This is a genomic window from Geobacillus sp. G4 (genome assembly GCF_040327975.1).
GTDB lineage: Bacteria > Bacillota > Bacilli > Bacillales > Anoxybacillaceae > Geobacillus > Geobacillus thermoleovorans.
Window position 1 is genome coordinate 31372 of the sequence record NZ_JBEPJY010000014.1, and the last position, 26291, is coordinate 57662.

The following is a 26291-nucleotide window of genomic DNA, read 5'->3' on the forward strand; positions in this document are numbered from 1 at the left end:
AAATACTTATGTAAGTAAGACTTGGGAACATTTTGTTCCCAAGCATCCTATACTTACCCAACCATATAAATTCATATCTTACTTTTAAGGAGGATATCTCTCATGGCTAAAGCGAAATTTGAGCGCACGAAACCGCACGTCAACATTGGCACGATCGGCCACGTTGACCACGGGAAAACGACGTTGACAGCTGCGATCACGACGGTTTTGGCGAAACAAGGGAAAGCCGAAGCAAAAGCGTACGACCAAATCGACGCTGCTCCGGAAGAGCGTGAACGCGGGATTACGATTTCGACGGCGCACGTCGAGTATGAAACAGATGCTCGCCACTATGCGCACGTTGACTGCCCGGGCCACGCTGACTACGTCAAAAACATGATCACGGGCGCGGCGCAAATGGACGGCGCGATCCTTGTTGTCTCGGCGGCTGACGGTCCGATGCCGCAAACGCGCGAACACATTCTTCTCTCCCGCCAAGTCGGTGTTCCGTACATCGTTGTATTCTTGAACAAATGCGACATGGTGGACGACGAAGAATTGCTTGAACTTGTTGAAATGGAAGTTCGCGATCTTCTCTCTGAATACGACTTCCCAGGCGATGAAGTGCCGGTCATCAAAGGTTCGGCATTAAAAGCGCTTGAAGGCGACCCGCAATGGGAAGAAAAAATCATTGAACTGATGAATGCGGTTGACGAATACATCCCGACGCCGCAACGTGAAGTGGACAAACCGTTCATGATGCCAATCGAGGACGTCTTCTCGATCACGGGCCGCGGTACGGTTGCAACAGGCCGTGTTGAACGCGGTACGTTGAAAGTTGGCGACCCGGTTGAAATCATCGGTTTGTCGGATGAGCCGAAAACGACGACCGTTACGGGTGTAGAAATGTTCCGCAAACTTCTCGATCAAGCGGAAGCTGGCGACAACATCGGTGCGCTTCTCCGCGGCGTATCTCGTGATGAAGTCGAGCGCGGCCAAGTATTGGCGAAACCTGGTTCGATCACGCCGCACACGAAATTCAAAGCGCAAGTATACGTCCTGACGAAAGAAGAAGGCGGACGCCATACTCCGTTCTTCTCGAACTACCGTCCGCAATTCTACTTCCGTACGACGGACGTAACGGGCATTATCACGCTTCCGGAAGGCGTCGAAATGGTTATGCCTGGCGACAACGTTGAAATGACGGTGGAACTGATCGCCCCGATCGCGATCGAAGAAGGTACGAAATTCTCGATCCGCGAAGGCGGCCGTACGGTCGGCGCTGGCTCTGTATCGGAAATCATCGAGTAATCACGGCAAAAAAGGGTGTCCAGCAATGGACATCCTTTTTTTGATGCCATCTTGACCGTCAGATTGGCGGCTGTGTTGAAAACGGGATGGCGGCTATGTATAATAGAAGAAGTGTGGGAAAAGCAAAGAAATCACTTGCAATCTTGCTTACATACCAGTATAATATCAAATGTTGGTCTTTGACTGCGATGAAGCGGAAGGTTGCTGACACACCCGGCCGCTTTGCCACGGCGGTGTGCAGGAAATTTCCGTGGAGAAGTCTATTTTCAAAATAGGCGAAGAAGGAGGGAAACCAAATGGCAAAAGAAAAAATTCGCATTCGTTTAAAAGCTTACGATCATCGAATTTTAGACCAATCGGCGGAGAAAATTGTGGAAACCGCAAAACGTTCCGGGGCAAAAGTGTCGGGGCCGATCCCGCTGCCGACGGAAAGAACGGTGTATACGATCTTGCGCGCCGTTCATAAGTACAAAGACTCCCGTGAACAATTCGAAATGCGGACGCATAAACGTTTGATCGACATCATCAACCCGACTCCGCAAACGGTTGATTCGTTAATGCGTCTCGATTTGCCGTCGGGCGTTGATATTGAAATTAAACTTTGATCGACTGGGAGGTGTGACACATGACGAAAGGAATCTTAGGAAGAAAGATCGGTATGACGCAAATATTTGCGGAAAATGGCGATTTGATTCCGGTAACCGTCATCCATGCGACGCCGAATGTCGTCCTGCAAAAGAAAACGATCGAAAACGACGGTTACGAAGCGATCCAATTAGGTTTTGAAGATATTAGTGAAAAACGCGCCAATAAACCGCAAATTGGCCATGCTGCCAAAGCTAACACGGCACCTAAGCGCTTCATTCGTGAAATCCGCGGCGCCAACATCGATGAATATGAAGTTGGCCAAGAAGTGAAAGTTGACATTTTCAGCGAAGGCGAAATTGTCGATGTCACGGGCATTTCGAAAGGGAAAGGTTTCCAAGGGGCGATCAAACGCCACGGTCAATCACGCGGACCAATGGCTCACGGTTCCCGTTATCATCGCCGTCCGGGTTCGATGGGGTCCATCGCGCCAAACCGTGTTTTCAAAACGAAAAACTTGCCGGGCCGCATGGGCGGTGAGCGCGTGACGATCCAAAACTTGAAAATCGTGAAAGTGGATCCGGAGCGCAACTTGCTGCTCATTAAAGGCAATGTGCCGGGTCCGAGAAAAGGCTTAGTCATCGTCAAAAGCGCCGTGAAAGCGGCGAAGAAGGCGAAATAACATCCGGCCAAGAAAGGAGGAACTACGTAATGCCAAAAGTAGCATTATACAACCAAAACGGTCAGACGGTCGGCGAAATCGAGTTGAACGACGCCGTTTTTGGGATTGAACCGAATAAGCATGTGTTGTTTGAAGCAGTGATTATGCAACGCGCCTCGATGCGTCAAGGAACGCATAAAACGAAAAACCGCGCTGAAGTGAGCGGCGGCGGCCGCAAGCCATGGCGCCAAAAAGGGACAGGACGCGCCCGTCAAGGTTCGATTCGCGCTCCGCAATGGCGCGGCGGCGGTACGGTCTTTGGTCCAGTTCCGCGCAGCTACAGCTACAAACTTCCGAAAAAAGTTCGCCGTTTAGCGATCAAATCGGCATTGTCTTCGAAAGTGCTCGAAAACGACATCGTTGTATTGGATCAATTGTCGCTTGAAGCACCGAAGACGAAGGAAATGGTCAAAATTTTAAACAATCTCTCAGTGGATCGGAAAGCACTCATTGTGACCGACGAGCTGAATGAGAATGTATATCTGTCGGCGCGCAACATTCCAGGCGTCAAAGTGGTGGCAGCCAACGGCATCAATGTGCTCGATGTGCTCAACCATGACAAACTCGTCATTACGAAGGCGGCCGTGGAGAAAGTAGAGGAGGTGCTTGCATAATGAAAGACCCCCGCGACATTATTAAGCGCCCCATCATCACGGAAAATACAATGAATTTGATCGGGCAAAAAAAATATACGTTTGAGGTCGACGTCAAAGCGAACAAGACGGAAGTGAAAGACGCCGTCGAGAAAATTTTTGGCGTTAAAGTAGCCAAAGTGAACATCATGAACTATAAAGGGAAATTTAAACGCGTCGGCCGCTACAGCGGCTATACGAACCGCCGCCGCAAAGCGATCGTCACGCTGACGCCGGACAGCAAAGAGATCGAACTGTTTGAAGTGTAACATAAACGATGAAGGAGGGACATTCCGATGGCGATCAAGAAGTACAAACCGACATCGAACGGCCGTCGCGGCATGACGGTGCTTGATTTCTCGGAAATTACGACGGATCAGCCGGAAAAATCGCTGCTTGCTCCGTTAAAGAAAAAGGCGGGCCGCAACAATCAAGGGAAAATTACGGTGCGCCATCAAGGCGGCGGCCATAAACGCCAATATCGGATTATCGACTTTAAACGCGACAAAGACGGAATTCCAGGACGCGTTGCTACGATTGAATACGATCCGAACCGTTCTGCCAATATCGCGCTCATCAACTATGCAGACGGTGAAAAACGCTACATTATCGCGCCGAAAAACTTGAAAGTCGGCATGGAAATCATGTCCGGTCCGGATGCGGACATTAAAATCGGCAATGCGCTTCCGCTTGAGAACATCCCAGTCGGTACGCTCGTCCACAATATTGAGCTGAAACCGGGCCGCGGCGGACAATTGGTGCGTGCAGCTGGTACGTCGGCGCAAGTGCTCGGGAAAGAAGGAAAATACGTCATCGTTCGTTTGGCTTCCGGCGAAGTGCGCATGATTTTAGGCAAATGCCGTGCAACGGTTGGTGAAGTCGGCAACGAGCAACACGAACTTGTCAACATCGGGAAAGCAGGACGCGCCCGCTGGTTGGGGATTCGCCCGACAGTTCGCGGTTCGGTTATGAACCCGGTTGACCATCCGCACGGCGGTGGTGAAGGGAAAGCGCCAATCGGACGCAAATCGCCGATGACGCCATGGGGCAAACCGACGCTTGGATACAAAACACGCAAAAAGAAAAACAAATCGGATAAATTCATCATCCGTCGCCGCAAGAAATAATGAACGAGCGCAATTCAGAAGGGAGGTTCACTTATGGGTCGCAGCTTGAAAAAAGGTCCGTTTTGCGATGAGCATTTGATGAAAAAAATCGAAAAACTGAATGCAACAGGGCAAAAACAAGTGATCAAAACGTGGTCTCGCCGTTCGACGATCTTCCCGCAGTTTGTTGGGCATACGATCGCGGTGTACGATGGCCGCAAACATGTTCCGGTCTACATCACGGAAGACATGGTCGGGCACAAACTCGGCGAATTTGCGCCGACGCGCACGTTCCGCGGCCATGCTGGCGATGACAAGAAAACGAAACGGTAATGAGAGGAGGTTCTAGATATGCAAGCCAAAGCTGTTGCAAGAACCGTTCGCATCGCTCCTCGTAAAGCGCGCTTAGTCATTGACTTGATTCGCGGGAAAGAAGTGGGCGAAGCGTTCGCTATTTTGCGCCATACACCAAAAGCAGCTTCCCCGATCATTGAGAAAGTGTTGAAATCAGCAGTCGCCAACGCTGAACACAACTATGACATGGACGTCAACAACTTGGTCATTACTCAAGCGTATGTCGACGAAGGCCCGACGCTGAAACGGTTCCGTCCGCGTGCCATGGGACGGGCAAGCGCCATTAACAAACGCACAAGCCATATTACGATCGTCGTTTCAGAAAAGAAGGAGGGATAATCCGTGGGTCAAAAGGTCAACCCGATCGGTCTGCGCATCGGCATCATTCGTGACTGGGAATCGAGATGGTATGCGGAAAAAGACTATGCAGATCTGTTGCACGAAGACTTGAAAATCCGTGAATACATTAGCAAACGCCTGCAAGACGCGGCCGTCTCCCGCGTGGAGATTGAACGGGCAGCCAACCGCGTCAACGTAACGATCCATACCGCCAAACCGGGCATGGTCATCGGGAAAGGCGGTTCGGAAGTGGAAGCGCTCCGCAAAGCGCTCGCGCAATTGACCGGTAAACGCGTCCATATCAACATTGTAGAAATCAAAAAACCGGACTTGGATGCACGTCTTGTTGCTGAAAATATCGCTCGTCAGCTTGAAAACCGCGTATCGTTCCGCCGGGCGCAAAAACAAGCGATCCAACGTGCGATGCGCGCTGGGGCGAAAGGGATCAAAACGATGGTATCCGGCCGTTTGGGCGGGGCTGACATCGCTCGTTCGGAGCATTACAGCGAAGGGACGGTTCCACTCCATACGCTGCGCGCTGACATTGACTATGGAACAGCAGAAGCCGATACGACGTACGGAAAAATCGGCGTGAAAGTATGGATTTATCGTGGAGAAGTCCTTCCGACCAAGAAAAAAGCTGAGGAAGGAGGAAAATAATCATGTTAATGCCAAAACGCGTCAAATATCGCCGTGAACATCGCGGACGGATGAAAGGCCGGGCGAAAGGCGGCACGGAAGTTCATTTCGGTGAATTTGGGTTGCAAGCATTAGAATCAGCTTGGATTACGAACCGGCAAATCGAAGCAGCCCGTCGGGCGATGACCCGTTACATGAGACGGGGCGGGAAGGTATGGATCCGCATTTTCCCATCCAAACCGTATACGGCAAAACCGCTTGAAGTGCGGATGGGTTCTGGTAAAGGGGCGCCGGAAGGCTGGGTCGCCGTTGTCAAACCAGGCAAAGTGATGTTTGAAGTGGGCGGTGTTTCTGAGGAAGTGGCACGTGAAGCATTGCGTCTCGCTTCTCACAAACTTCCGATCAAATGCAAATTTGTAAAACGTGAAGAAACTGGTGGTGAAGCGTAATGAAAGCGAAAGAAATCCGTGAGTTGACCACTGCCGAGATCGAACAAAAAATTAAAGCGTTGAAGGAAGAATTGTTCAACCTTCGCTTCCAACTGGCCACAGGTCAATTGGAAAACACGGCGCGCATCCGCCAAGTGCGCAAAGACATCGCCCGCATGAAAACGATTATTCGCGAACGTGAGCTCGCTGCCAATAAATAATGTGTTTGAGAGGAGGTTTGTGGAATGAGCCAACGCAATCAACGCAAAGTGTACGTCGGGCGGGTTGTATCGGACAAAATGGACAAAACGATCACCGTGTTGGTCGAAACGTACAAAAAACATCCGCTGTACGGCAAACGCGTGAAATATTCGAAAAAATATAAGGCGCATGATGAACATAACATCGCTAAAGTCGGCGATATCGTGAAAATTATGGAAACTCGCCCGCTGTCGGCCACAAAACGCTTCCGCTTAGTGGAAGTCATCGAAAAAGCGGTTGTTCTGTAATCGTTCTTCACTTAGTTCGGAGAGATAATTCCGAAAGGAGGTTTCGTCGATGATTCAACAAGAATCTCGCTTGAAAGTAGCTGATAACTCTGGTGCACGCGAAGTGCTTGTCATTAAAGTGCTCGGAGGCTCGGGTCGCCGCTATGCGAACATCGGCGACGTCGTTGTGGCGACGGTCAAAGATGCGACACCAGGTGGCGTTGTTAAAAAAGGTCAAGTCGTGAAAGCAGTTGTTGTTCGTACGAAACGCGGGGTGCGCCGTCCGGACGGCTCGTACATCCGCTTTGACGAAAACGCCTGCGTCATCATCCGTGATGACAAAAGCCCGCGCGGCACGCGGATTTTCGGACCGGTTGCCCGTGAATTGCGCGATAAAGACTTCATGAAAATCATTTCTTTAGCTCCGGAAGTTATTTAATGGAACGGAACAGCGTTTCAAGGAGGTGCGAATGCGATGCATGTAAAAAAAGGCGATAAAGTGCAAGTAATCTCCGGCAAAGACAAAGGCAAGCAAGGCGTCATTCTAGCGGCGTTTCCGAAGAAAAACCGCGTCATCGTCGAGGGCGTCAATATTGTGAAAAAGCATGCGAAACCGTCGCAAGCGAACCCGCAAGGCGGCATCATTGAGAAGGAAGCGCCGATCCACGTTTCGAAAGTCATGCCGCTCGACCCGAAAACGGGTGAACCGACGCGCATCGGCTATAAAATTGTCGATGGCAAAAAAGTGCGCTATGCGAAAAAATCCGGCGAGATTTTGGATAAATAACCGTGACGCAGGAAGGGAGGTACTTTTATGAACCGCCTGAAAGAGAAGTATTTAAACGAAGTCGTACCTGCTCTCATGAGCAAGTTCAACTATAAATCGATCATGCAAGTGCCAAAAATCGAAAAAATCGTCATCAACATGGGTGTCGGCGATGCGGTGCAAAACCCGAAAGCATTAGACAGCGCCGTTGAAGAGCTGACGCTGATCGCCGGTCAGCGTCCGGTGGTAACGCGTGCGAAAAAATCGATCGCCGGCTTCCGTCTTCGCCAAGGGATGCCGATCGGTGCGAAAGTGACGCTGCGCGGCGAACGGATGTATGAGTTTCTCGATAAGTTGATTTCGGTCTCGCTTCCGCGCGTGCGCGACTTCCGCGGCGTATCGAAAAAGTCGTTTGACGGCCGCGGCAACTATACGCTCGGCATTAAAGAACAGCTCATTTTCCCTGAGATTGACTACGATAAAGTGAACAAAGTGCGCGGCATGGACATCGTGATCGTCACAACGGCCAACACGGATGAAGAAGCTCGTGAACTGCTGGCGTTGCTCGGCATGCCATTCCAAAAATAATGATCCCATAACGCAAGGGAGGCGAAATCGTGGCTAAAAAATCGATGATCGCGAAACAAAAACGGACGCCGAAGTTTAAAGTGAGAGCGTACACCCGTTGCGAGCGCTGCGGCCGCCCACACTCGGTCTATCGAAAATTCAAATTGTGCCGTATTTGTTTCCGTGAGCTCGCATACAAAGGTCAACTTCCAGGCATCAAAAAAGCCAGCTGGTAATCAACCCATTGATTGGGAAGGAGGTAAAACATAATGGTGATGACAGATCCAATTGCTGATATGCTGACTCGCATCCGCAATGCGAATATGGTGCGTCACGAAAAGCTCGAAGTCCCGGCTTCGAAAATCAAGCGGGAAATCGCGGAAATTTTAAAGCGCGAAGGGTTTATTCGTGATTATGAATATATCGAAGACAACAAACAAGGCATTCTCCGCATCTTCTTGAAATACGGTCCGAACAACGAACGTGTCATTACCGGGCTGAAACGCATCAGCAAACCGGGGTTGCGCGTTTACGTCAAAGCCCATGAAGTGCCGCGCGTCCTGAACGGCTTAGGGATCGCGATTCTTTCGACATCGCAGGGCATCTTAACAGACAAAGAAGCACGGCAAAAAGGCACGGGCGGCGAAGTAATCGCCTACGTTTGGTAATCTATCTGCTCAAGAATGGAGGTGTTTTTGACATGTCACGTGTCGGCAAAAAACCAATTGAAATTCCTGCCGGTGTCACCGTTACGGTCAACGGCAACACGGTTACGGTCAAAGGGCCGAAAGGGGAGCTGACCCGCACGTTCCATCCAGATATGACGATCACGGTTGAGGGCAATGTCATCACGGTTACGCGTCCAAGCGATGAAAAACATCATCGCGCGCTCCATGGCACGACGCGCAGCTTGCTTGCCAACATGGTCGAAGGCGTTTCGAAAGGTTATGAAAAAGCGCTCGAACTCGTTGGTGTCGGGTACCGGGCGTCGAAACAAGGGAAAAAGCTTGTATTGAGCGTCGGTTATTCTCATCCGGTAGAAATTGAGCCGGAAGAAGGGCTTGAAATTGAAGTGCCATCCCAAACGAAAATCATCGTCAAAGGGGCAGACAAACAGCGCGTCGGCGAACTGGCCGCCAACATTCGCGCGGTTCGTCCGCCAGAGCCGTATAAAGGCAAAGGCATCCGCTACGAAGGTGAGCTTGTGCGCCTGAAAGAAGGCAAAACTGGTAAATAACGCGGCATAGCGAAGCGAAAGGAGTGACATTCGATGATCACGAAAGTGGACCGAAACGCGGTTCGGAAGAAAAGACACGCGCGCATCCGCAAAAAAATCTTCGGCACGGCTGAACGTCCGCGGTTGAGCGTGTTCCGTTCAAATAAACATATTTACGCGCAAATTATCGATGATACAAAATCGTCAACGATCGTCAGCGCCTCGACGTTGGACAAAGAGTTTGGCTTAGATTCGACGAACAACATTGAGGCAGCGAAAAAAGTCGGCGAACTTGTCGCCAAACGTGCATTGGAAAAAGGCATTAAAAAAGTCGTGTTCGACCGTGGCGGGTATTTATATCACGGACGGGTAAAAGCATTGGCAGACGCCGCCCGCGAAGCCGGCTTGGAATTCTAATTACAAAGGAGGGACAACGATGCGTCGTATCGATCCAAACAAACTTGAATTGGAAGAGCGTGTAGTCGCGGTCAACCGTGTAGCAAAAGTCGTAAAAGGCGGACGTCGCCTGCGCTTTTCAGCTCTCGTCGTCGTCGGCGATAAAAACGGCCATGTCGGATTTGGCACCGGAAAAGCACAAGAGGTTCCAGAAGCGATCCGCAAAGCGATTGAAGATGCGAAGAAAAACTTAATTGAAGTGCCGATCGTCGGCACAACGATTCCGCATGAAGTCATCGGCCATTTCGGTGCCGGGGAAATCATTTTGAAACCCGCTTCCGAAGGTACCGGGGTCATCGCTGGGGGTCCGGCGCGTGCTGTATTAGAGCTGGCGGGCATCAGCGACATCTTGTCGAAATCGATCGGTTCAAACACGCCAATCAACATGGTGCGCGCAACGTTTGATGGACTGAAACAATTAAAACGCGCCGAAGACGTAGCGAGATTGCGCGGCAAAACAGTCGAGGAACTGTTAGGATAAGGAGGGAACGATCATGGCAAAAAAACTGGCGATTACCCTCACGCGCAGCGTGATTGGCCGTCCGGAAGACCAACGCGTTACCGTCAGAACGCTCGGCCTGCGAAAAATGCACCAAACGGTCGTCCACAATGACAATCCTGCAATCCGCGGGATGATCAACAAAGTGGCCCACCTTGTCAAAGTCAAAGAAATTGAAGAATAATGAATCATAAGGAGGTGCTTTGCCATGAAACTTCATGAATTGCAACCAGCGCCGGGATCTCGAAAGAAAGCTGTGCGCGTCGGCCGCGGGATCGGTTCGGGCAACGGCAAAACGTCCGGCCGCGGTCAAAAAGGTCAAAATGCCCGCTCGGGTGGAGGAGTTCGTCTTGGGTTTGAAGGCGGTCAAACTCCGCTGTTCCGCCGTTTGCCGAAACGAGGATTTACGAACATCAATCGGAAAGAGTATGCTGTTGTGAATCTGGAAAAACTGAATCGTTTTGAAGACGGAACGGAAGTGACGCCGGAATTGCTTCTTGAGACGGGCGTCATCAGCAAGTTGAAATCGGGCGTGAAAATTTTGGGCAAAGGCCAAATCGAGAAAAAGCTGACGGTCAAAGCGCATAAGTTCTCGGCATCGGCGAAAGAGGCCATTGAGGCGGCTGGCGGTAAAACTGAGGTGATTTAATGTTTCGGACAATCTCCAACTTTATGCGCGTCAGTGATATTCGAAACAAAATTATTTTCACTCTTCTTATGTTGATCGTGTTCCGCATTGGAACGTTCATCCCTGTTCCAGGCGTGAACGCGGATGTGTTAAAACTGCAAGATGAATTGAATGCATTCGGCGTCCTGAACATTTTCGGCGGCGGGGCGCTGCGAAACTTTTCGATTTTTGCCATGGGAGTTATGCCCTATATCACGGCATCGATTATCGTCCAGCTGCTGCAAATGGACGTTGTTCCAAAATTTACGGAGTGGTCGAAGCAAGGCGAGGTTGGCCGGCGTAAATTAGCTCAGTTTACCCGCTATTTCACGGTCGTGCTCGGGTTTATCCAAGCGCTTGGCATGTCGTACGGCTTCAACAATTTAGCCGGCGGGATGCTCATTCGAAATCCGGGCATCGGCACGTATTTGCTGATCGCGGTCGTCTTGACGGCCGGCACCGCATTTTTAATGTGGCTCGGTGAGCAAATCACCGCCAAAGGCGTCGGAAATGGGATTTCGATCATTATTTTTGCAGGGATCGTCTCCGGCATTCCGACAGTCCTAAACCAAATCTACGCCCAGCAGTTTGAAAATGTCGGGGAAGATGTGTTTTTGCGCATCGTCCGGCTCCTGCTTGTGGCGTTGGCGGTCGTTGCCGTCATCGTTGGGGTCATTTACATCCAGCAGGCGTTCCGGAAAATTCCGATCCAATATGCCAAACGGCTTGAAGGCCGGAGTCCGGTTGGCGGCCATTCCACCCACTTGCCGTTAAAAGTGAACCCGGCCGGGGTTATTCCAGTGATTTTTGCGATCTCATTTTTAATTGCACCACCGACGATCGCATCGTTTTTTGGTACGAATGATGTAACATTGTGGATTCGCCGAACGTTTGATTATACCCATCCGATTGGCATGACGATTTACGTCGTGCTTATTATCGCGTTTACGTACTTTTATGCGTTCGTCCAAGTCAACCCGGAGCAAATGGCGGAGAATTTGAAGAAGCAAGGCGGCTACATTCCAGGCATCCGTCCTGGAAAGAATACACAAGAGTATGTAACGAGAATTTTGTACCGGCTGACGCTCGTCGGCTCTGTCTTTTTAGCGGTCATTGCCGTGCTGCCGGTGTTCTTTGTGAACTTTGCCAACTTGCCGTCTTCCGCACGAATCGGCGGTACGAGCTTGCTTATTGTCGTCGGCGTGGCGCTTGAGACGATGAAACAGCTTGAGAGCCAGCTGGTGAAACGCCATTACCGTGGATTCATCAAATAAAGAAGGCAAGAACGGACGTCCCTTGCCGATAGGGGGAGTTAGGATGAATTTAGTGCTGATGGGGCTGCCGGGTGCCGGCAAAGGCACGCAGGCCGGGAAAATTGTCGAGGCTTACGGAATTCCGCATATTTCAACGGGAGATATGTTTCGAGCGGCGATCAAAGAAGGGACGCCGTTAGGGTTGCAGGCAAAGCAGTATATGGACCGCGGCGATCTTGTGCCGGATGAGGTGACGATCGGCATCGTCCGCGAACGGCTGAGCAAAGAGGATTGCCAAAATGGTTTTTTGCTCGATGGATTCCCGCGCACGGTCGCCCAAGCAGAAGCGCTTGAAACGTTGCTTTCGGAAATCGGGCGCAAGCTTGACTATGTCATCCATATCGACGTTCGCCAAGAGGTCTTAATGGAGCGCCTGACCGGCAGACGTATTTGCCGCAACTGCGGAGCGACGTACCATCTTGTTTTTCATCCGCCGGCGAAACCGGGTGTTTGCGATAAGTGCGGGGGGGAATTGTACCAGCGCGCCGATGATAACGAAGCGACAGTGGCGAACCGGCTCGAAGTGAATATGAAACAAATGAAGCCGCTCGTTGACTTTTACGAACAAAAAGGCTATTTGCGCCACATTAACGGCGAACAGGACATGGAAAAGGTGTTTGCCGATATTCGTGAATTGCTCGGGGGACTTGCTCGATGATCATTTGCAAAACCGCGCACGAAATCGCCCTCATGCGCGAGGCTGGAAAAATTGTTTCCGCTACGTTGGAAGAGTTGAAAAAACATATTCGCCCCGGGGTCACGACAAAGGAACTGGATGCCATCGCGGAGGAAGTGATTCGTTCCCATGGCGCCGTTCCATCGTTTAAAGGATACCAAGGGTTCCCGGGAAGCATTTGCGCTTCAGTCAATGAGGAGCTTGTGCACGGCATTCCCGGCGACCGTGTGTTATGCGAGGGCGACATTATTACGATCGATGTGGGCGCCCAGTATGAAGGCTATCACGCCGACTCGGCCTGGACGTATCCGGTCGGGGAGATCGACGCCGAGACGAAACGGTTGCTTGACGTGACAGAGCAATCGCTGTACGTCGGGCTCGCCGAGGCAAAACCGGGCGCTCGTTTAACGAACATCTCCCATGCGATTCAAACGTATGTCGAAGCGCATCACTTTTCCGTTGTTCGCGAGTATGTCGGGCATGGAATTGGTCAACACTTACATGAAGACCCACAAATCCCACATTATGGGCCGCCGAACAAAGGCCCGATTTTGCGTCCGGGGGTGACGCTATGCATCGAACCGATGGTCAATGCGGGCAGCCGCCATGTCAAAACGTTGGCTGATGACTGGACCGTCGTGACGGCGGACGGAAAACGGTGTGCCCATTTTGAACATACGATTGTGATTACGGAAAATGGCTATGAAATTTTAACGTGAACGGATCGAGGCAGAGCCGCCTCGAGGCGCTCGGGCAGATCGGCGAACCGTTTTCAACGTTTGCAGTTGTCTAAAGCTGTTTCGCCGATTCCGCGATCAAGGCGGCCGCTTACCGACCTTCCCGCTCACCGTGGACAATTGCGCCGCCTTATGTCCGTCCGGTTTTGCGTAACACAATGTTACTCATTCGAAGGAGGGGGAGCCGCTCGATGGCAAAAGACGATGTCATTGAAGTAGAAGGCACCGTCATTGAAACATTGCCAAATGCGATGTTTCGTGTAGAATTAGAAAATGGGCATACGGTATTGGCCCATGTGTCCGGCAAAATCCGCATGCACTTCATCCGCATTTTGCCCGGCGACCGAGTGACGGTGGAATTGTCGCCCTATGATTTGACGCGTGGACGAATCACGTATCGGTATAAATAAAAGATTGCACTCCGTTTAATAAGGAGGTAAACAACATGAAAGTGAGACCATCTGTCAAACCGATTTGCGAAAAATGCAAAGTTATTCGCAGACGCGGCAAAGTCATGGTCATTTGTGAAAATCCAAAACACAAACAACGCCAAGGGTAATTTTCAAGGAGGTGTATCATATGGCACGCATTGCAGGTGTCGATATTCCGCGTGATAAACGGGTAGTCATTTCGTTAACATACATTTATGGGATCGGCAAACCGACAGCACAAAAAATCTTAAAAGAAGCCGGCGTATCGGAAGACACACGCGTTCGCGACTTAACGGAAGAAGAGCTTGGCCGCATTCGTGAAATCGTCGGCCGCTTAAAAGTGGAAGGCGATTTGCGGCGTGAAGTATCGTTAAATATTAAACGGTTGATGGAGATCGGCTGCTATCGTGGTCTTCGCCATCGCCGCGGATTGCCGGTTCGCGGCCAAAACACGAAAAACAATGCCCGCACGCGCAAAGGTCCGCGCCGCACGGTAGCGAACAAGAAAAAATAATCACGCAAAGGAGGTCATTTGACGAATGGCACGCAGAACAAACACTCGTAAACGCCGGGTAAGAAAAAATATTGATACAGGCATCGCCCATATCCGTTCAACGTTCAACAACACGATCGTGACGATTACGGATGTTCATGGCAACGCCATTGCTTGGGCGAGCGCTGGTTCGCTGGGGTTCAAAGGTTCGCGCAAATCAACGCCGTTTGCGGCGCAAATGGCGGCTGAAGCAGCAGCGAAAGCGTCGATGGAGCATGGCATGAAAACGGTCGAAGTGAACGTCAAAGGTCCGGGGGCTGGCCGCGAGGCAGCGATCCGTGCATTGCAAGCAGCCGGGTTGGAAATTACGGCGATCAAAGACGTCACTCCAATCCCGCACAATGGATGCCGTCCGCCAAAACGTCGCCGTGTGTAACGCCCCTGTATAGAATTTGCACCATTGTCAATAATGGGATATGATAAAGACCATGGCAGGCAAGCGTAAAGAGAGATTCATGGGGGAATGTTGTTAGGCGTGTACCGTTTGATCGGGGTCTCGACGTTTTGAAGGAGGGTATAATAATCGATGATTGAAATTGAAAAGCCGAAAATTGAAACGGTCGAACTGAGCGAAGATGCCAAATATGGCAAATTCGTCGTCGAACCGCTTGAGCGTGGATATGGTACAACCTTAGGGAACTCCTTGCGTCGTATCCTATTGTCTTCACTCCCTGGTGCGGCTGTGACATCGGTGCAAATCGACGGTGTACTGCACGAGTTTTCAACGATTGACGGCGTCGTCGAGGATGTGACAGCCATCATCTTGAATATCAAAAAATTGGCGTTGAAGATTTATTCAGACGAAGAGAAAACGTTGGAAATTGATGTGCAGGGTGAAGGAGTTGTCACGGCTGCCGATATTACTCACGACAGCGATGTAGAAATTTTAAACCCGGACCTTCATATTGCTACGCTGGCGGAAGGCGGTCGCCTGCGCATGCGCATGACCGCCAGACGGGGACGTGGGTATGTCCCGGCCGAGGCGAACAAGCGCGAGGACCAGCCAATCGGCGTGATTCCGATCGACTCCATCTATACGCCGGTCTCCCGTGTTTCCTATCAGGTCGAAAATACACGGGTCGGCCAAGTGACGGACTATGACAAGCTGACCATTGATGTGTGGACGGATGGAAGCATTGGGCCGAAAGAGGCCATTTCTCTTGGAGCGAAAATTTTAACGGAGCACTTGAACATTTTTGTCGGCTTGACGGATGAGGCGCAAAATGCGGAGATCATGGTCGAGAAAGAGGACGATCAAAAAGAAAAAGTGCTCGAAATGACGATCGAGGAACTCGATCTTTCGGTTCGTTCCTACAATTGCTTGAAGCGGGCCGGCATCAACACTGTTCAAGAACTGACGCAAAAAACGGAAGAAGATATGATGAAAGTGCGCAACCTCGGCCGCAAGTCGCTTGAGGAAGTAAAAGCGAAACTGGCTGAGCTTGGCCTCAGCCTGCGCAAAGACGACTAAGTGCCGGCCTCCGCCGGCAAGCCGGAAACACACTTTCACCATATTGCTTTGATGATGGCCACCATGAGGAACACATCACTTTAAAAGGGAGGGACATTTGATGTCGTACAGAAAATTAGGACGCACGACTTCGCAACGAAAAGCACTGCTTCGCGACTTGGCAACAGACTTAATCATCAACGAACGCATTGAAACGACGGAAGCGCGGGCGAAAGAACTGCGCTCGGTCATGGAAAAAATGATTACGCTCGGCAAACGCGGCGATTTGCATGCCCGCCGCCAAGCAGCGGCATTCATCCGCAAGGAGGTCGCCAACAGCGAAACCGGCCAGGATGCGTTGCAAAAGCTGTTCAGCGACATTGCGCCGCGCTACCAAGATCGCCAAGGCGGCTATACGCGCATTATGAAACTTGGTCCTCGCCGCGGTGACGGGGCGCCGATGGTCATTATTGAACTCGTGTAACGGTTTCATTTCAACAAGGGCGAGACAGTTTCGTTTGAACTGGATCTATGCCCTTTTTTTGTTTACCATCATTTAGCAGGCTGCGTTTGCAACGCGGCGAAGCAAGGGGAAACGATCATGGCCGAACCAATCTTGTCGATCGAGGGAGTGTCCTTTCGCTATCCAAATCAATCCGACTATGCGGTGCAAAACGTCAGCTTCACGGCCGAGCGCGGGGAGTGGTTAGCGATCGTCGGCCATAACGGATCCGGCAAATCGACCATCGCTCGGATGCTGATCGGCTTGCTTCGGCCGGAGCGGGGCGCCATTCGCTTGTTTGGACGCCTTTTGAACGACACAACCGTTTGGGAGGTGCGCCGCCGCGTCGGCCTTGTGTTCCAGAACCCGGACAACCAGTTTGTCGGTGCGACCGTGGAAGACGACATCGCTTTTGCCCTTGAAAACAACGGCATTCCGCGCTTGGAAATGGTCGAGCGCATTCGCGAGGCCATTCGCCAAGTCCATATGGAGCCGTTTCTCCATTATGAGCCGCACCGGTTGTCTGGGGGGCAAAAACAGCGCGTCGCCATCGCTGGCATTTTGGCGCTCCGCCCCGATATGATCATTTTGGACGAAGCGACATCGATGCTTGACCCGCGTGGAAGGGAAGAAGTGCTTGAGACGGTGCGCCGCCTGAACCGCCAGCAGCGCATTACCGTCTTGTCAATTACCCATGATTTGGAAGAGGCAGCGAAGGCGGACCGTCTCATTGTGATGAACAAAGGCGAAGTGATGGCAGAAGGGACGCCGGAGCAAATCTTTCGGCTCGGAAGCAAGCTCGAGCGCATCGGTCTTGATTTGCCGTTTGCCGTGAAAATGGGCAGTCGCTTGCGGGAACAAGGCATTCCGCTTCGGGCTGGATATTTCACGACAGAGGAGTTGGTCGAGGAGCTATGGACATTGTATTCGAAAAAGTAGAGCATGTGTACAACGCCCGTTCACCGCTTGCCCGTCGGGCGCTCTATGATGTCAATGTCGCAATCCGAAGCGGGGCGTACGTTGCCGTGGTTGGGCATACGGGCTCAGGAAAATCGACCCTCCTTCAGCATTTAAACGGGTTGCTGCAGCCGACAAGCGGCGCGGTGAAGATCGGCGAAGAGACGATCACGAGCCATAAGCGGCCAAAGCAGCTGAAACCGCTGCGCAAAAAGGTCGGGGTCGTCTTCCAGTTCCCGGAGCACCAGTTGTTTGAAGAAACGGTGGAGAAAGATATTTGTTTTGGCCCGCTCAATTTTGGCGTGCCGGAAGACGAGGCGAAGCGGAAGGCGCGGGAGCTCATTAAGCTCGTCGGATTGAGTGAAGACGTATTGGCGAAATCGCCGTTTGATTTGAGCGGAGGGCAAATGCGGCGCGTCGCCATCGCCGGCGTGCTCGCGCTTGAACCAGAAGTGCTCGTGCTCGATGAACCGACCGCGGGCCTTGATCCGCGCGGGCGCAAAGAGATGATGGAGATGTTTTATCGCCTCCATCGTGAGAAGCAGTTGACAACCGTTCTCGTCACCCACAGCATGGAAGATGCAGCTCGGTACGCTGATGAAATCATCGTCATGCATGAAGGAACGGTATGGGGCCACGGAACGCCGGAAGAGATGTTTCGCGACGCTGACAAACTGGCTGCCATCGGTTTGAGTGTGCCGGAAACGGTCAAATTGAAACAGCAGCTCGAAAAGCGGTTCGGCGTTGTCATTCCGTCGCCATGCTTGACGTTGGAACAGACAGCGGAAGCCATCCAGCAATTGTTCTCCAAGGTGAGCGTCCATGACTAATCATTTGATTATCGGGCAATATGTGCCTGGTCATTCCGTCATTCATCGCTTAGACCCGCGCGCCAAACTATTGATCGTGTTTGCTTACGTCCTGATCGTCTTTTTGGCGAACAATGCGGCGACGTATGCACTGCTGTCGCTGTTTGCGTTTGCCTTTGCAGCTCTGTCTCGCATCCCGTTTTCGTTCATTGCCCGCGGCTTGAAACCGATTTTATGGGTCGTTTTGTTTACATTGCTGTTGCATCTATTCATGACGAAAGAAGGAGACGTCATCTACCAAATCGGTGCGCTCTCTGTATATGAAGGCGGCATCAAGCAAGGGGTCTTTATTTCCCTAAGGTTTTTGCTCCTTGTATTGATGACGACGATGTTGACGTTGACGACGACGCCGATTGAAGTGACCGACGGCGTCGAAAGTTTGCTCGGGCCGCTCAAAAAGATGCGCGTTCCTGTCCATGAGCTCGCCTTGATGATGGCCATTTCGCTTCGATTCATTCCAACATTGATGGAAGAGACGGAAAAAATTATGAAAGCACAGGCGGCTCGTGGTGTTGATTTTTCTGGCGGCCGTTTTTCCGAACGGATGAAAGCCATTGTCTCACTGCTTGTGCCCCTGTTTATCAGCTCGTTCAAACGAGCCGATGAGCTGGCGACAGCCATGGAGGCGCGCGGCTACCGCGGCGGGGAAGGGCGGACGAAATTCCGCCAGCTCGCTTGGAAGCCGGTGGACATCGCGTTTTTAGCGGCTGTGGCGCTGCTGGCCGTATTGCTTTGTTTATTACGCTCATAGCGGAGGAAGGCCATGACACAACGGATCAAATGCATCATCGCCTATGATGGCACCCACTTTTCCGGCTACCAAATCCAGCCGGGAAAGCGGACGGTGCAAGGCGAGTTTGAGGAAGTGCTTCGGCGGATGCATAAAGGGACAAAAGTGCGTGTGGCGGCTTCCGGAAGGACGGATGCCGGCGTTCATGCCTATGGGCAAGTGATCCACTTTGATACGCCGCTTTCCCTTTCCTCGGAGCAGTGGAAAAAGGCGTTGAACGCCCAGCTGCCGGATGATATCGTCGTTCGCTTTGTACAGGAGGCCGATGCAGACTTCCACGCCCGTTTTTCGGCGAAAGCGAAAGAATACCGCTATAAAGTATGGACGGCTGCCGAGCGCGACGTGTTTCGCCGCCATTATTGCGCATGGCATCCATATTCGCTTCATATCAGCGCGATGAACGAGGCGCTTCGTTTGCTTCATGGAACGCACGATTTTACAAGCTTTTGTTCCGCAAAAACGTCGATCGAAGACCGGGTGCGCACCATGTATCGGGCTGAAGTGAAGGCCGACGGCCCGATGCTCGAGTTTCGGTTTGTCGGCAGCGGCTTTTTGTACAACATGGTGCGCATTATCGTTGGCACGGTGTTGGAGATCGGCCAAGGGAAGCGTTCTCCCGCCGACATTTCGACACTGCTTGCGGCGAAAGATCGGCGCCTCGCTGGTCCAACCGCGCCGGCCGAAGGGCTGTATTTATGGCGCGTATACTATGAGGATGAATGTTTGGTTCACTCATTGGTGGATGGCTGATGGTTTTCTCCGGCTTTTTAAGACAACGAGTCCTTGTGTAACATCTTCTTGACATTGGCGCGCCGGCAAGCTATTATATCATATGGCATGTATTTTCCACGATTAGCCCCGGACCATAATCGTGTTGAAATAAACGACCATTTTGTTTGTTCATTTTTTTATTTTAGGAGGGAACTGCATTGCGTACGACTTATATGGCGAAACCGAATGAAGTAGAGCGTAAATGGTACGTTGTCGACGCAGCTGGCAAAACGTTAGGCCGCTTAGCCAGCGAAGTAGCGGCGCTGTTGCGCGGCAAACATAAACCGACGTTCACTCCGCACGTTGATTGCGGAGATCACGTCATCGTCATCAATGCGGACAAAGTCGAACTGACTGGGAAAAAGTTGACGAAAAAACTGTACTATCGCCACAGCTTATATCCGGGTGGCTTAAAAGTAAGAACAGCGCTGGAAATGCGTACGAACTACCCGGAACAAATGATCGAACGTGCGGTGCGCGGCATGCTTCCAAAAGGCAGCCTTGGCCGGCAAATGTTCAAAAAGTTGCACGTTTACCGTGGAAGCGAACATCCGCATCAAGCACAAAAACCAGAAGTGTATGAACTTCGCGGATAATCATAAGGGAGGGTATGATTTTGGCACAAGTACAATATTACGGCACAGGTCGTCGCAAAAGCTCGGTCGCCCGTGTCCGCCTTGTCCCGGGCGATGGCCGCATCATTGTCAATAAGCGTGACATTCGCGAGTACATCCCGACGGAAGCGCTCATCGAAATGGTAAAACAGCCGCTCGTATTGACGGAAACGCTTGGCAGCTACGACGTTTTGGTGAATGTCCAAGGCGGCGGATTTGCCGGCCAAGCCGGTGCGATTCGCCATGGCATCGCCCGTGCGTTGCTTGAAGTCGATCCGGAATTCCGCACGGTGCTGAAACGGGCCGGTTTGCTGACGCGCGATGCTCGCGTTAAAGAACGCAAAAAATACGGGCTCAAAGGCGCCCGCCGCGCTCCGCAATTCTCGAAACGTTAATCGCGTGATGTTCCAACCCAGCCGATTTGGCTGGGTTTTTTGCTTATTTCTGCCTTTCGCCCGCGCGTATGATTGTGAGCGATCGTTAGACACTACATCGTAAAGGAGCGTGAAAGACGATGACAGTCATCACTTCATTGGCGGAAAAAAGGCAGGAAAAGCAGCTTCGCTATGAACGGAACATGTTGCGCGAACTGTCGCTTGAGAAATTACGGACCAAAGCGCTTGAGCACTTTGTTCCGTTTTATACGGCGTATCGGATGTTCCCATCCGTTGTTGAGGAAGGCTGTATTGATCTGGCCATTGAAGCGTATTTGCTCGGCGCTCGCTACAGCCGATTCGGCTATTATGGGGAGCCGGCGGCCAGCGTACGTTGTCGATGTGCTCAAGAAGAAAAATATTTGATCGATACGCTGTTTGATTTTCTTTGCTTTTGGGGCAATATCGACAACGATTTCCTCAGCCAGTCGCTGTATGACGCGTGTGAACAATATATCGGCAACTGGTGGACGGAAGGATTTGAGCGGGGCAAAAAACGGCGTCGTCTAAAACTTCGCTGAATGAGTTCTATTCCCGCGCCTTGTCCCATATAAGATAGAGAAGGGAAACGTGCGGGAGGAGAAACAATGAGAGAAAAATGGAAGTGGCTGGTCGCTTTTGCTGCCGTCGCCCTTATGAGCACTTTGCTATTTCCGTCTTTATTTTCCGATTTGACATCAACAAAACCATGGAATCTCCCATTATCGGGGAGAATCATCGTATTGGACCCCGGCCATGGTGGGCCGGACGGCGGCGCCGTCGGTGGCGAGGCGGTGGAAAAGGACATCGCGCTCAACGTGGCGAAAAAGCTGCGCGATTATCTGCAGCAGCAAGGGGCGCTCGTCCTGATGACGCGCGAGACGGATCGGGACTTGGCCAGCCCGTCCACACGCGGCTACAGCCGACGGAAAACGGAGGATTTGCTCGAACGAACGGCTTTCGTCAATCGATCGAATGCCGATCTTTTCATCAGCATCCATCTCAACGCCATCCCGTCGCCGCGTTGGCGAGGAGCGCAGACGTTTTATTACGGGTCGTTCATCGAAAACGAGCGGCTGGCGAGATTTATCCAAGCGGAATTGCGGCGCAATTTGGAGAACACCCATCGACTGGCAAAAATGATTGATACCGTCTATTTGCTCAAGCATGCAAAAATCCCCGGCGCGCTTGTCGAGGTTGGGTTTTTGTCGAATCCCGATGAGCGAGAGCTGCTTGTGTCTGATGGCTACCAAACGAAGCTGGCCGCCTCGATTTATAAAGGAGTGCTCCGCTATTTTTCCAATGAACATACGCCTCGCGAGTAGCGGGGATTTTTTAAGGTCGGAACAGAGGAGACAGACAGCCGACCGGCCTTGTTTCGCCAAAAGGAATTAGAAATTCCCCCCTTTTCAACCGCGGGGACGTGCGGGAGCAAGTCAAACATGGCGGCCGTCTGCCGATTTATGGTATGATAACACGTAGAAATGACCATTGATTTGCAAAAGGGTTGGTGAATACGATGTTGACGGAAACTGAAGTGCGCGCCATTCTTGAAAAGATGAAAGATCCCTTTTTAAACAAAACGTTTAAAGAGACGAATGCCATCCAAGAAATCAAAATTAAGGAAGAGAAAAACCATGTCAGCGTGAAAATCGCGCTCGCCAAAACCGGAACGCCCGAGCAGCTTCGCGTGCAAACGGCGATCGTCGAGCAGCTGAAAGACGCGGGCGCTGCGACGGTCGGGCTGCGGTTCGCCGAACTGCCGCGCGACGTGGTGGAGAAATATAGCGAAAACAAGCAAAAAACGACGTATATCGCCATTGCCAGCGGCAAAGGTGGAGTCGGCAAGTCGACCGTTTCCGTCAATTTGGCGGTCGCGCTCGCCCGGCTCGGCAAAAAAGTCGGGTTGATTGACGCGGACATTTATGGGTTCAGCGTTCCGGACATGATGGGAATCACCGAGCGCCCGACGGTGAGGGGCGACAAAATCATCCCGGTCGAACGGTTTGGCGTAAAAGTCATTTCGATGGCCTTTTTCGTCGAGGACAACGCCCCGGTCATTTGGCGCGGCCCGATGCTTGGGAAAATGTTGAACAACTTTTTCAAAGAGGTCGAATGGGGAGACTTGGATTACTTGCTGCTTGACTTGCCGCCTGGTACGGGCGACGTCGCCTTGGACGTCCATACGCTCTTGCCGTCGTGCAAAGAAATTATCGTCACGACTCCGCATCCGACCGCTGCGTTTGTCGCTGCCCGCGCTGGGGCAATGGCGTTGCGCACCGAACATGAAATTATCGGCGTGATCGAAAATATGTCGTACTACGAGAGCCGGAAAACAGGGGAGCGGGAGTATGTCTTCGGCAAGGGTGGCGGAGAAAAGCTGGCCAAAGAGCTGCAAACCGAGCTGTTAGGGCAGCTGCCGCTTCAGCAGCCGGATTGGAACGACGACGACTTCGCTCCGTCCGTTTACGCAGAAGATCATCCGATCGGGAAAATTTATATGGATATCGCCCGCAAAATCGTTGCAAAATATTAATCGGTTTCACAAAAAGCGTCCGATGGCGAGAAACCGCCGATTAGAGCGTTGGCGGTTTTCAGCGCACGGACGCTTTTTTGCTTGATTAACCTCCTCCGCCTTGTTGGTTGCCGGTGCTTTCTTCTCCCTCTCCCCCTTCCCCTCCGCCTTCTTCTTGTTTTTCTCCGCCTTGCTGAACCTTTTCAGCTGCTTTCATCAACATATCTTGAATTTTCGCCTGATACAGCGGGCTGTTCAACGTTTCCGTGATCACCTTTTGCAAATGCTGGCGGAACTCTTTGCTTTTTAAGACATCGACCATGGCTTTTTCCATTTCTGGATCTTTTAAAATATCGATCATCAGCGCCTGGTAATCGGGATCTTTCATGAGCGCCTTCATCATTTTTTCATGTTCTGCTTGCAGCCCTTTGGCAAAACTTTCAGCGAATTTCGGGTCTTTTAACGCACTTTCCCAGAACTTTTTTCCTTGATCGGATGTCAGCATTTGTTGCAGCGTTTCTTTTACAGCTTTTTGATCTATGACTAGTTGCTGCTTCATCTGATCTTCCGACATAATATCTTGAATCGCCTTTTTCCCCTCGTCGGTTTTTAAAATGTCAACAACCATCTTTTTCGTTTCGTCATAATCCGGGGGAGGGGGGCTGATTTCTTGAGGGGCACAGGAACCAAGAACGAGAAAACTGAGCAAGAGGAGCGGTAGGCATTTGTTCATGAAAGTGAGCTCCTTTCTGCAAAAATCCCTCACCCTTAATATGAATGTTGGCGAAAAAAATATACATGGGGGAGATCGGAGCTGGCTTTTTCACAAGGGCGCTGGTAAAATGGTAAGCGGGTTATGCTGAAATGATGGAGGATGAAGCTGTGAACAGCCGCAAATGGGTGCGTTTATTTTTATCGACGCTGCTGATCGGCGGCATCGCCACGGCGGCCGTCGGCATTGTGTTCAACTGGGAAGAATTCGGGCGCTTGCTGTTGCGCCTGGAAATGGTCGAATTTATGGCTGTTTTGTTATGGCATATCGGTGTTGGCTTTATTTTCAGCGTCATCAGTCAGGCGGGGTTTTTTGCTTATTTAACCGTCCACCGGTTCGGGCTTGGCATCTTCCGTTCGCTATGGAACGCTGTGCAGGTTGTTTTGATCATGTTCGTGCTGTTCGATTTAGTGTATTTCCGCTACATGGCGTTTGCGGACAAGGGCGATTCAATCATTCCGTATCTATTGACCGCATTGTTCATTTTGGTGGTTGGTCTCGTTGTTGCCTACGTCAAGAGCGCACAGACGAACAAAGGGGCGTTCGTTCCGGCTTTGTTCTTTATGGTCGTCGTTACGGTCATTGAATGGTTTCCCGTGTTGCGCATCAACGACCGTGATTGGCTGTATTTGATGTTGATTCCTTTATTAGTATGCAATGCATACCAGCTTCTTATACTGCATAAATTGACAGGCAGCGCGAAACAATAAAGAAAGCAAGGCGCCGCCTGTTTTCTTATGGCAGCCGCGAAAAAACGGCTGTTCGCCAAAAGCCAATCATTCCAATTGGCGGCTTGTCTGCCGCCGCAATCCAGCCGCACCGGCGCAGGCCGCTGTCGGAACGTGTCACTCGATCCCGCGGCTTTCGGCTTCGCCATTCGCCAACAGCTCGGAGAGGTTGACGTTTTTGTAGCCGTTTTCTTTCATGGAAGCGATAATTTTCGGCAGCGCTTTGGCTGTCTGTTTTGCCGAATCAGATGCGTGAAGGAGCACGATATCGCCCGGTTCCAGGTCCCTCGTGACGTTCTCAACAATTTGGTCTGTCCCAGGGTTGAGCCAGTCTTTCGAGTCAATGCTCCAATGGACGACAGTGTAGCCGAGGGACTGAGCAACTTTTAACACATTTTTGTTGAAGTTCCCCCCAGGGGGGCGCAGCAGCTCAACCTGTTTAATTCCCAACATGTCAAACACTTTTTTCGCCATGATTAAATCTTGACGGATTTTGGCGTTCTCAAGTTCCGTATAGTTGACAAAGTTATATCCCATACTGCCAATCTCATGCCCCTCCTCTTTGATCCGCTTCACTACGGCTGGATGGCGTTCGGCCCATGAGGCGGATAAAAAAAAGGTCGCGTTTTGAATCCCGTGCTGCTTCAAGACATCCAAAATTTTGTCTGCATTCTCATCTCCCCAGCTGATATCGAACGTCAACGCCACCTCATTGCGGGCGTTGTCCACTTTATATACCGCCTTCGGCCCAGAAGGAAGCGAAAAAACTGGACGGTTCATTTCATAAGCGTACAAGACGACGGCGGTGAAAAAGGCGGAGCAGATAATAATGAGAGCTTTTTTCAGCGTCCGTCCGTTCAACGCGTAAAACATGACATCGGCCCCCTTTTTTGCATTGTAAAATCGTTGTCCTAATAACATCTTATGCGGACAGCCATGGCGGTTATGAAACTTATTTGCCAGTCCTCTTACCGTCGAAGAGATGGAGGAAGCCTAAAGGAACGGTCTGGCGTCGGTTCCTGAAATTCCCCTAAAAAAGATATTGCATTTTTGATTGGTAAGTGGTATATTAAAAATCGTCGCTAATCGGACAGAGTGTTCGATAGCGGTGAGTGACGAAAAGCAACGGAAAAGATCTTGACAAGAAAAAAGAGGCATGTTAGTATAAAAGAGCTGTTTGCAAGAGGAAGATTCAACTATTCTTCAGTTCAAGACTGCAAATCAGCAGAGAAGTTGTTTCAATGCAGCAACTTTGCGCCTGTGTCTTCTAGTGAATTCGGGGGAATTGGGTTCCTCGGCGCAAGACTGCAACGAAGCAAGTTCAAGAAGAGGTCTCGTTCCTTGAAAACTGAACGAAACGAAGCGCGAAAGAAAAGCTGAGGCCCGCGGGTCGCCGCGATGGGCAAATGTTCTTCGCCTGCAGGGATTTACAATCCCGAAGGCGAAG

The 26291-nt window shown here is 51.3% G+C and carries 43 protein-coding genes; 41 read left to right on the forward strand and 2 right to left on the reverse strand.

Going from position 1 to position 26291, the window contains the following annotated elements:
- Positions 1 to 102 precede the first annotated feature (102 nt).
- The 40 genes from tuf to ABS784_RS14120 all read left to right on the forward strand — a co-directional run bounded on the left by tuf (position 103) and on the right by ABS784_RS14120 (position 23365).
- On the forward strand, positions 103 to 1290 hold the full coding sequence (gene tuf / locus ABS784_RS13925) for an elongation factor Tu (RefSeq protein ID WP_011229619.1): 1188 nt from the start codon (positions 103 to 105) through the stop codon (positions 1288 to 1290).
- A 296-nt stretch (positions 1291 to 1586) separates the two neighbouring features.
- A complete protein-coding gene (gene rpsJ / locus ABS784_RS13930) occupies positions 1587 to 1895 on the forward strand; it encodes a 30S ribosomal protein S10 (protein WP_008881945.1) in 309 nt (102 codons plus the stop codon).
- A gap of 20 nt (positions 1896 to 1915) precedes the next feature.
- A complete protein-coding gene (gene rplC / locus ABS784_RS13935; RefSeq protein WP_011229620.1) occupies positions 1916 to 2557 on the forward strand; it encodes a 50S ribosomal protein L3 in 642 nt (213 codons plus the stop codon).
- Positions 2558 to 2586: 29 nt separating this feature from the next.
- Positions 2587 to 3210 carry a 50S ribosomal protein L4 gene (rplD, locus tag ABS784_RS13940; protein ID WP_011229621.1) on the forward strand — a complete coding sequence of 208 codons (624 nt, stop codon included), beginning with the start codon at positions 2587 to 2589 and terminating at the stop codon, positions 3208 to 3210.
- Positions 3210 to 3497: a 50S ribosomal protein L23 gene (gene rplW / locus ABS784_RS13945; RefSeq protein ID WP_011229622.1), complete on the forward strand. Its 288-nt coding sequence runs from the start codon at positions 3210 to 3212 to the stop codon at positions 3495 to 3497. The genes rplD and rplW overlap by 1 nt, the downstream gene beginning before the upstream one ends.
- Positions 3498 to 3524: 27 nt before the next feature.
- The gene (rplB, locus tag ABS784_RS13950) at positions 3525 to 4355 is read left to right on the forward strand and encodes a 50S ribosomal protein L2 (protein WP_011229623.1); all 831 of its coding nucleotides are present in this window, start codon (positions 3525 to 3527) and stop codon (positions 4353 to 4355) included.
- A gap of 33 nt (positions 4356 to 4388) precedes the next feature.
- Positions 4389 to 4667 carry a 30S ribosomal protein S19 gene (gene rpsS / locus ABS784_RS13955; RefSeq protein WP_011229624.1) on the forward strand — a complete coding sequence of 93 codons (279 nt, stop codon included), beginning with the start codon at positions 4389 to 4391 and terminating at the stop codon, positions 4665 to 4667.
- A gap of 18 nt (positions 4668 to 4685) precedes the next feature.
- Positions 4686 to 5027, forward strand: coding sequence for a 50S ribosomal protein L22 (gene rplV / locus ABS784_RS13960; protein WP_011229625.1), 342 nt, complete (start codon positions 4686 to 4688; stop codon positions 5025 to 5027).
- Between the two features lie 3 nt (positions 5028 to 5030).
- Positions 5031 to 5687: a 30S ribosomal protein S3 gene (gene rpsC / locus ABS784_RS13965; protein WP_011229626.1), complete on the forward strand. Its 657-nt coding sequence runs from the start codon at positions 5031 to 5033 to the stop codon at positions 5685 to 5687.
- Between the two features lie 2 nt (positions 5688 to 5689).
- On the forward strand, positions 5690 to 6115 hold the full coding sequence (rplP, locus tag ABS784_RS13970; protein WP_011229627.1) for a 50S ribosomal protein L16: 426 nt from the start codon (positions 5690 to 5692) through the stop codon (positions 6113 to 6115).
- Entirely contained in the window at positions 6115 to 6315 is a 201-nt protein-coding gene (gene rpmC, locus ABS784_RS13975; RefSeq protein ID WP_011229628.1) for a 50S ribosomal protein L29, read from the forward strand. Before rplP ends, rpmC begins: the two co-directional genes overlap by 1 nt.
- Before the next feature lie 24 nt (positions 6316 to 6339).
- Positions 6340 to 6603 (forward strand): 30S ribosomal protein S17, encoded by a 264-nt coding sequence (gene rpsQ, locus ABS784_RS13980; protein ID WP_011229629.1) that lies wholly within the window; start codon positions 6340 to 6342, stop codon positions 6601 to 6603.
- A 49-nt stretch (positions 6604 to 6652) separates the two neighbouring features.
- Positions 6653 to 7021, forward strand: a complete 369-nt coding sequence (gene rplN, locus ABS784_RS13985; RefSeq protein ID WP_011229630.1) for a 50S ribosomal protein L14 — start codon at positions 6653 to 6655, stop codon at positions 7019 to 7021.
- A gap of 36 nt (positions 7022 to 7057) precedes the next feature.
- Complete coding sequence (gene rplX, locus ABS784_RS13990; RefSeq protein ID WP_011229631.1) at positions 7058 to 7369, forward strand: 50S ribosomal protein L24; 312 nt, start codon at positions 7058 to 7060, stop codon at positions 7367 to 7369.
- A 27-nt stretch (positions 7370 to 7396) separates the two neighbouring features.
- A complete protein-coding gene (rplE, locus tag ABS784_RS13995; RefSeq protein WP_011229632.1) occupies positions 7397 to 7936 on the forward strand; it encodes a 50S ribosomal protein L5 in 540 nt (179 codons plus the stop codon).
- 29 nt (positions 7937 to 7965) lie between these two features.
- Complete coding sequence (locus tag ABS784_RS14000) at positions 7966 to 8151, forward strand: type Z 30S ribosomal protein S14 (protein ID WP_003247599.1); 186 nt, start codon at positions 7966 to 7968, stop codon at positions 8149 to 8151.
- A 33-nt stretch (positions 8152 to 8184) separates the two neighbouring features.
- On the forward strand, positions 8185 to 8583 hold the full coding sequence (gene rpsH, locus ABS784_RS14005) for a 30S ribosomal protein S8 (RefSeq protein WP_012820490.1): 399 nt from the start codon (positions 8185 to 8187) through the stop codon (positions 8581 to 8583).
- A gap of 32 nt (positions 8584 to 8615) precedes the next feature.
- The gene (rplF, locus tag ABS784_RS14010) at positions 8616 to 9152 is read left to right on the forward strand and encodes a 50S ribosomal protein L6 (RefSeq protein ID WP_011229634.1); all 537 of its coding nucleotides are present in this window, start codon (positions 8616 to 8618) and stop codon (positions 9150 to 9152) included.
- A gap of 33 nt (positions 9153 to 9185) precedes the next feature.
- Positions 9186 to 9548 (forward strand): 50S ribosomal protein L18, encoded by a 363-nt coding sequence (rplR, locus tag ABS784_RS14015; RefSeq protein WP_011229635.1) that lies wholly within the window; start codon positions 9186 to 9188, stop codon positions 9546 to 9548.
- Positions 9549 to 9567: 19 nt separating this feature from the next.
- Entirely contained in the window at positions 9568 to 10068 is a 501-nt protein-coding gene (gene rpsE / locus ABS784_RS14020; RefSeq protein WP_011229636.1) for a 30S ribosomal protein S5, read from the forward strand.
- 13 nt (positions 10069 to 10081) lie between these two features.
- Complete coding sequence (gene rpmD / locus ABS784_RS14025; RefSeq protein ID WP_014194602.1) at positions 10082 to 10270, forward strand: 50S ribosomal protein L30; 189 nt, start codon at positions 10082 to 10084, stop codon at positions 10268 to 10270.
- Between the two features lie 24 nt (positions 10271 to 10294).
- A complete protein-coding gene (gene rplO / locus ABS784_RS14030; RefSeq protein ID WP_011229638.1) occupies positions 10295 to 10735 on the forward strand; it encodes a 50S ribosomal protein L15 in 441 nt (146 codons plus the stop codon).
- Entirely contained in the window at positions 10735 to 12027 is a 1293-nt protein-coding gene (gene secY, locus ABS784_RS14035) for a preprotein translocase subunit SecY (RefSeq protein WP_352512902.1), read from the forward strand. Before rplO ends, secY begins: the two co-directional genes overlap by 1 nt.
- Before the next feature lie 43 nt (positions 12028 to 12070).
- Complete coding sequence (locus tag ABS784_RS14040) at positions 12071 to 12724, forward strand: adenylate kinase (protein ID WP_352512904.1); 654 nt, start codon at positions 12071 to 12073, stop codon at positions 12722 to 12724.
- The gene (gene map, locus ABS784_RS14045; protein WP_352512906.1) at positions 12721 to 13461 is read left to right on the forward strand and encodes a type I methionyl aminopeptidase; all 741 of its coding nucleotides are present in this window, start codon (positions 12721 to 12723) and stop codon (positions 13459 to 13461) included. The genes ABS784_RS14040 and map overlap by 4 nt, the downstream gene beginning before the upstream one ends.
- A gap of 209 nt (positions 13462 to 13670) precedes the next feature.
- Positions 13671 to 13889: a translation initiation factor IF-1 gene (gene infA / locus ABS784_RS14050; RefSeq protein WP_011229642.1), complete on the forward strand. Its 219-nt coding sequence runs from the start codon at positions 13671 to 13673 to the stop codon at positions 13887 to 13889.
- 35 nt (positions 13890 to 13924) lie between these two features.
- Positions 13925 to 14038, forward strand: coding sequence for a 50S ribosomal protein L36 (gene rpmJ / locus ABS784_RS14055; protein WP_003247619.1), 114 nt, complete (start codon positions 13925 to 13927; stop codon positions 14036 to 14038).
- Positions 14039 to 14058: 20 nt separating this feature from the next.
- Complete coding sequence (gene rpsM / locus ABS784_RS14060) at positions 14059 to 14424, forward strand: 30S ribosomal protein S13 (RefSeq protein WP_008881920.1); 366 nt, start codon at positions 14059 to 14061, stop codon at positions 14422 to 14424.
- 25 nt (positions 14425 to 14449) lie between these two features.
- Positions 14450 to 14839 carry a 30S ribosomal protein S11 gene (rpsK, locus tag ABS784_RS14065; protein WP_011229644.1) on the forward strand — a complete coding sequence of 130 codons (390 nt, stop codon included), beginning with the start codon at positions 14450 to 14452 and terminating at the stop codon, positions 14837 to 14839.
- Between the two features lie 150 nt (positions 14840 to 14989).
- On the forward strand, positions 14990 to 15934 hold the full coding sequence (locus ABS784_RS14070; RefSeq protein ID WP_033008688.1) for a DNA-directed RNA polymerase subunit alpha: 945 nt from the start codon (positions 14990 to 14992) through the stop codon (positions 15932 to 15934).
- A 100-nt stretch (positions 15935 to 16034) separates the two neighbouring features.
- Positions 16035 to 16397 carry a 50S ribosomal protein L17 gene (gene rplQ / locus ABS784_RS14075; protein WP_011229646.1) on the forward strand — a complete coding sequence of 121 codons (363 nt, stop codon included), beginning with the start codon at positions 16035 to 16037 and terminating at the stop codon, positions 16395 to 16397.
- A 117-nt stretch (positions 16398 to 16514) separates the two neighbouring features.
- A complete protein-coding gene (locus tag ABS784_RS14080) occupies positions 16515 to 17354 on the forward strand; it encodes an energy-coupling factor ABC transporter ATP-binding protein (protein ID WP_352512910.1) in 840 nt (279 codons plus the stop codon).
- On the forward strand, positions 17330 to 18202 hold the full coding sequence (locus ABS784_RS14085) for an energy-coupling factor ABC transporter ATP-binding protein (RefSeq protein ID WP_011229648.1): 873 nt from the start codon (positions 17330 to 17332) through the stop codon (positions 18200 to 18202). Before ABS784_RS14080 ends, ABS784_RS14085 begins: the two co-directional genes overlap by 25 nt.
- On the forward strand, positions 18195 to 18992 hold the full coding sequence (locus tag ABS784_RS14090) for an energy-coupling factor transporter transmembrane component T family protein (RefSeq protein WP_011229649.1): 798 nt from the start codon (positions 18195 to 18197) through the stop codon (positions 18990 to 18992). Before ABS784_RS14085 ends, ABS784_RS14090 begins: the two co-directional genes overlap by 8 nt.
- Positions 18993 to 19004: 12 nt before the next feature.
- Positions 19005 to 19781, forward strand: coding sequence for a tRNA pseudouridine(38-40) synthase TruA (gene truA, locus ABS784_RS14095; RefSeq protein WP_011229650.1), 777 nt, complete (start codon positions 19005 to 19007; stop codon positions 19779 to 19781).
- Between the two features lie 179 nt (positions 19782 to 19960).
- Complete coding sequence (rplM, locus tag ABS784_RS14100) at positions 19961 to 20398, forward strand: 50S ribosomal protein L13 (protein WP_011229651.1); 438 nt, start codon at positions 19961 to 19963, stop codon at positions 20396 to 20398.
- Between the two features lie 20 nt (positions 20399 to 20418).
- On the forward strand, positions 20419 to 20811 hold the full coding sequence (gene rpsI / locus ABS784_RS14105; protein ID WP_011229652.1) for a 30S ribosomal protein S9: 393 nt from the start codon (positions 20419 to 20421) through the stop codon (positions 20809 to 20811).
- A gap of 119 nt (positions 20812 to 20930) precedes the next feature.
- Entirely contained in the window at positions 20931 to 21371 is a 441-nt protein-coding gene (locus tag ABS784_RS14110) for a YbaK family protein (RefSeq protein WP_011229653.1), read from the forward strand.
- A gap of 66 nt (positions 21372 to 21437) precedes the next feature.
- The gene (gene cwlD, locus ABS784_RS14115; protein ID WP_011229654.1) at positions 21438 to 22154 is read left to right on the forward strand and encodes an N-acetylmuramoyl-L-alanine amidase CwlD; all 717 of its coding nucleotides are present in this window, start codon (positions 21438 to 21440) and stop codon (positions 22152 to 22154) included.
- 194 nt (positions 22155 to 22348) lie between these two features.
- Complete coding sequence (locus ABS784_RS14120) at positions 22349 to 23365, forward strand: Mrp/NBP35 family ATP-binding protein (protein ID WP_011229655.1); 1017 nt, start codon at positions 22349 to 22351, stop codon at positions 23363 to 23365.
- 85 nt (positions 23366 to 23450) lie between these two features.
- Here ABS784_RS14120 and gerD read toward each other — a convergent pair whose 3' ends face one another.
- Positions 23451 to 24077, reverse strand: coding sequence for a spore germination lipoprotein GerD (gene gerD / locus ABS784_RS14125; RefSeq protein ID WP_014194611.1), 627 nt, complete (start codon positions 24075 to 24077; stop codon positions 23451 to 23453).
- A gap of 149 nt (positions 24078 to 24226) precedes the next feature.
- On the opposite strand from gerD, the gene ABS784_RS14130 reads away from it, so the two are divergent.
- Positions 24227 to 24826: a KinB-signaling pathway activation protein gene (locus tag ABS784_RS14130; protein WP_011229659.1), complete on the forward strand. Its 600-nt coding sequence runs from the start codon at positions 24227 to 24229 to the stop codon at positions 24824 to 24826.
- Positions 24827 to 24961: 135 nt separating this feature from the next.
- On the opposite strand, the gene pdaB is transcribed toward ABS784_RS14130, so the two are convergent.
- Positions 24962 to 25717, reverse strand: coding sequence for a polysaccharide deacetylase family sporulation protein PdaB (gene pdaB / locus ABS784_RS14135; protein ID WP_011229660.1), 756 nt, complete (start codon positions 25715 to 25717; stop codon positions 24962 to 24964).
- Positions 25718 to 26291: the final 574 nt, after the last annotated feature.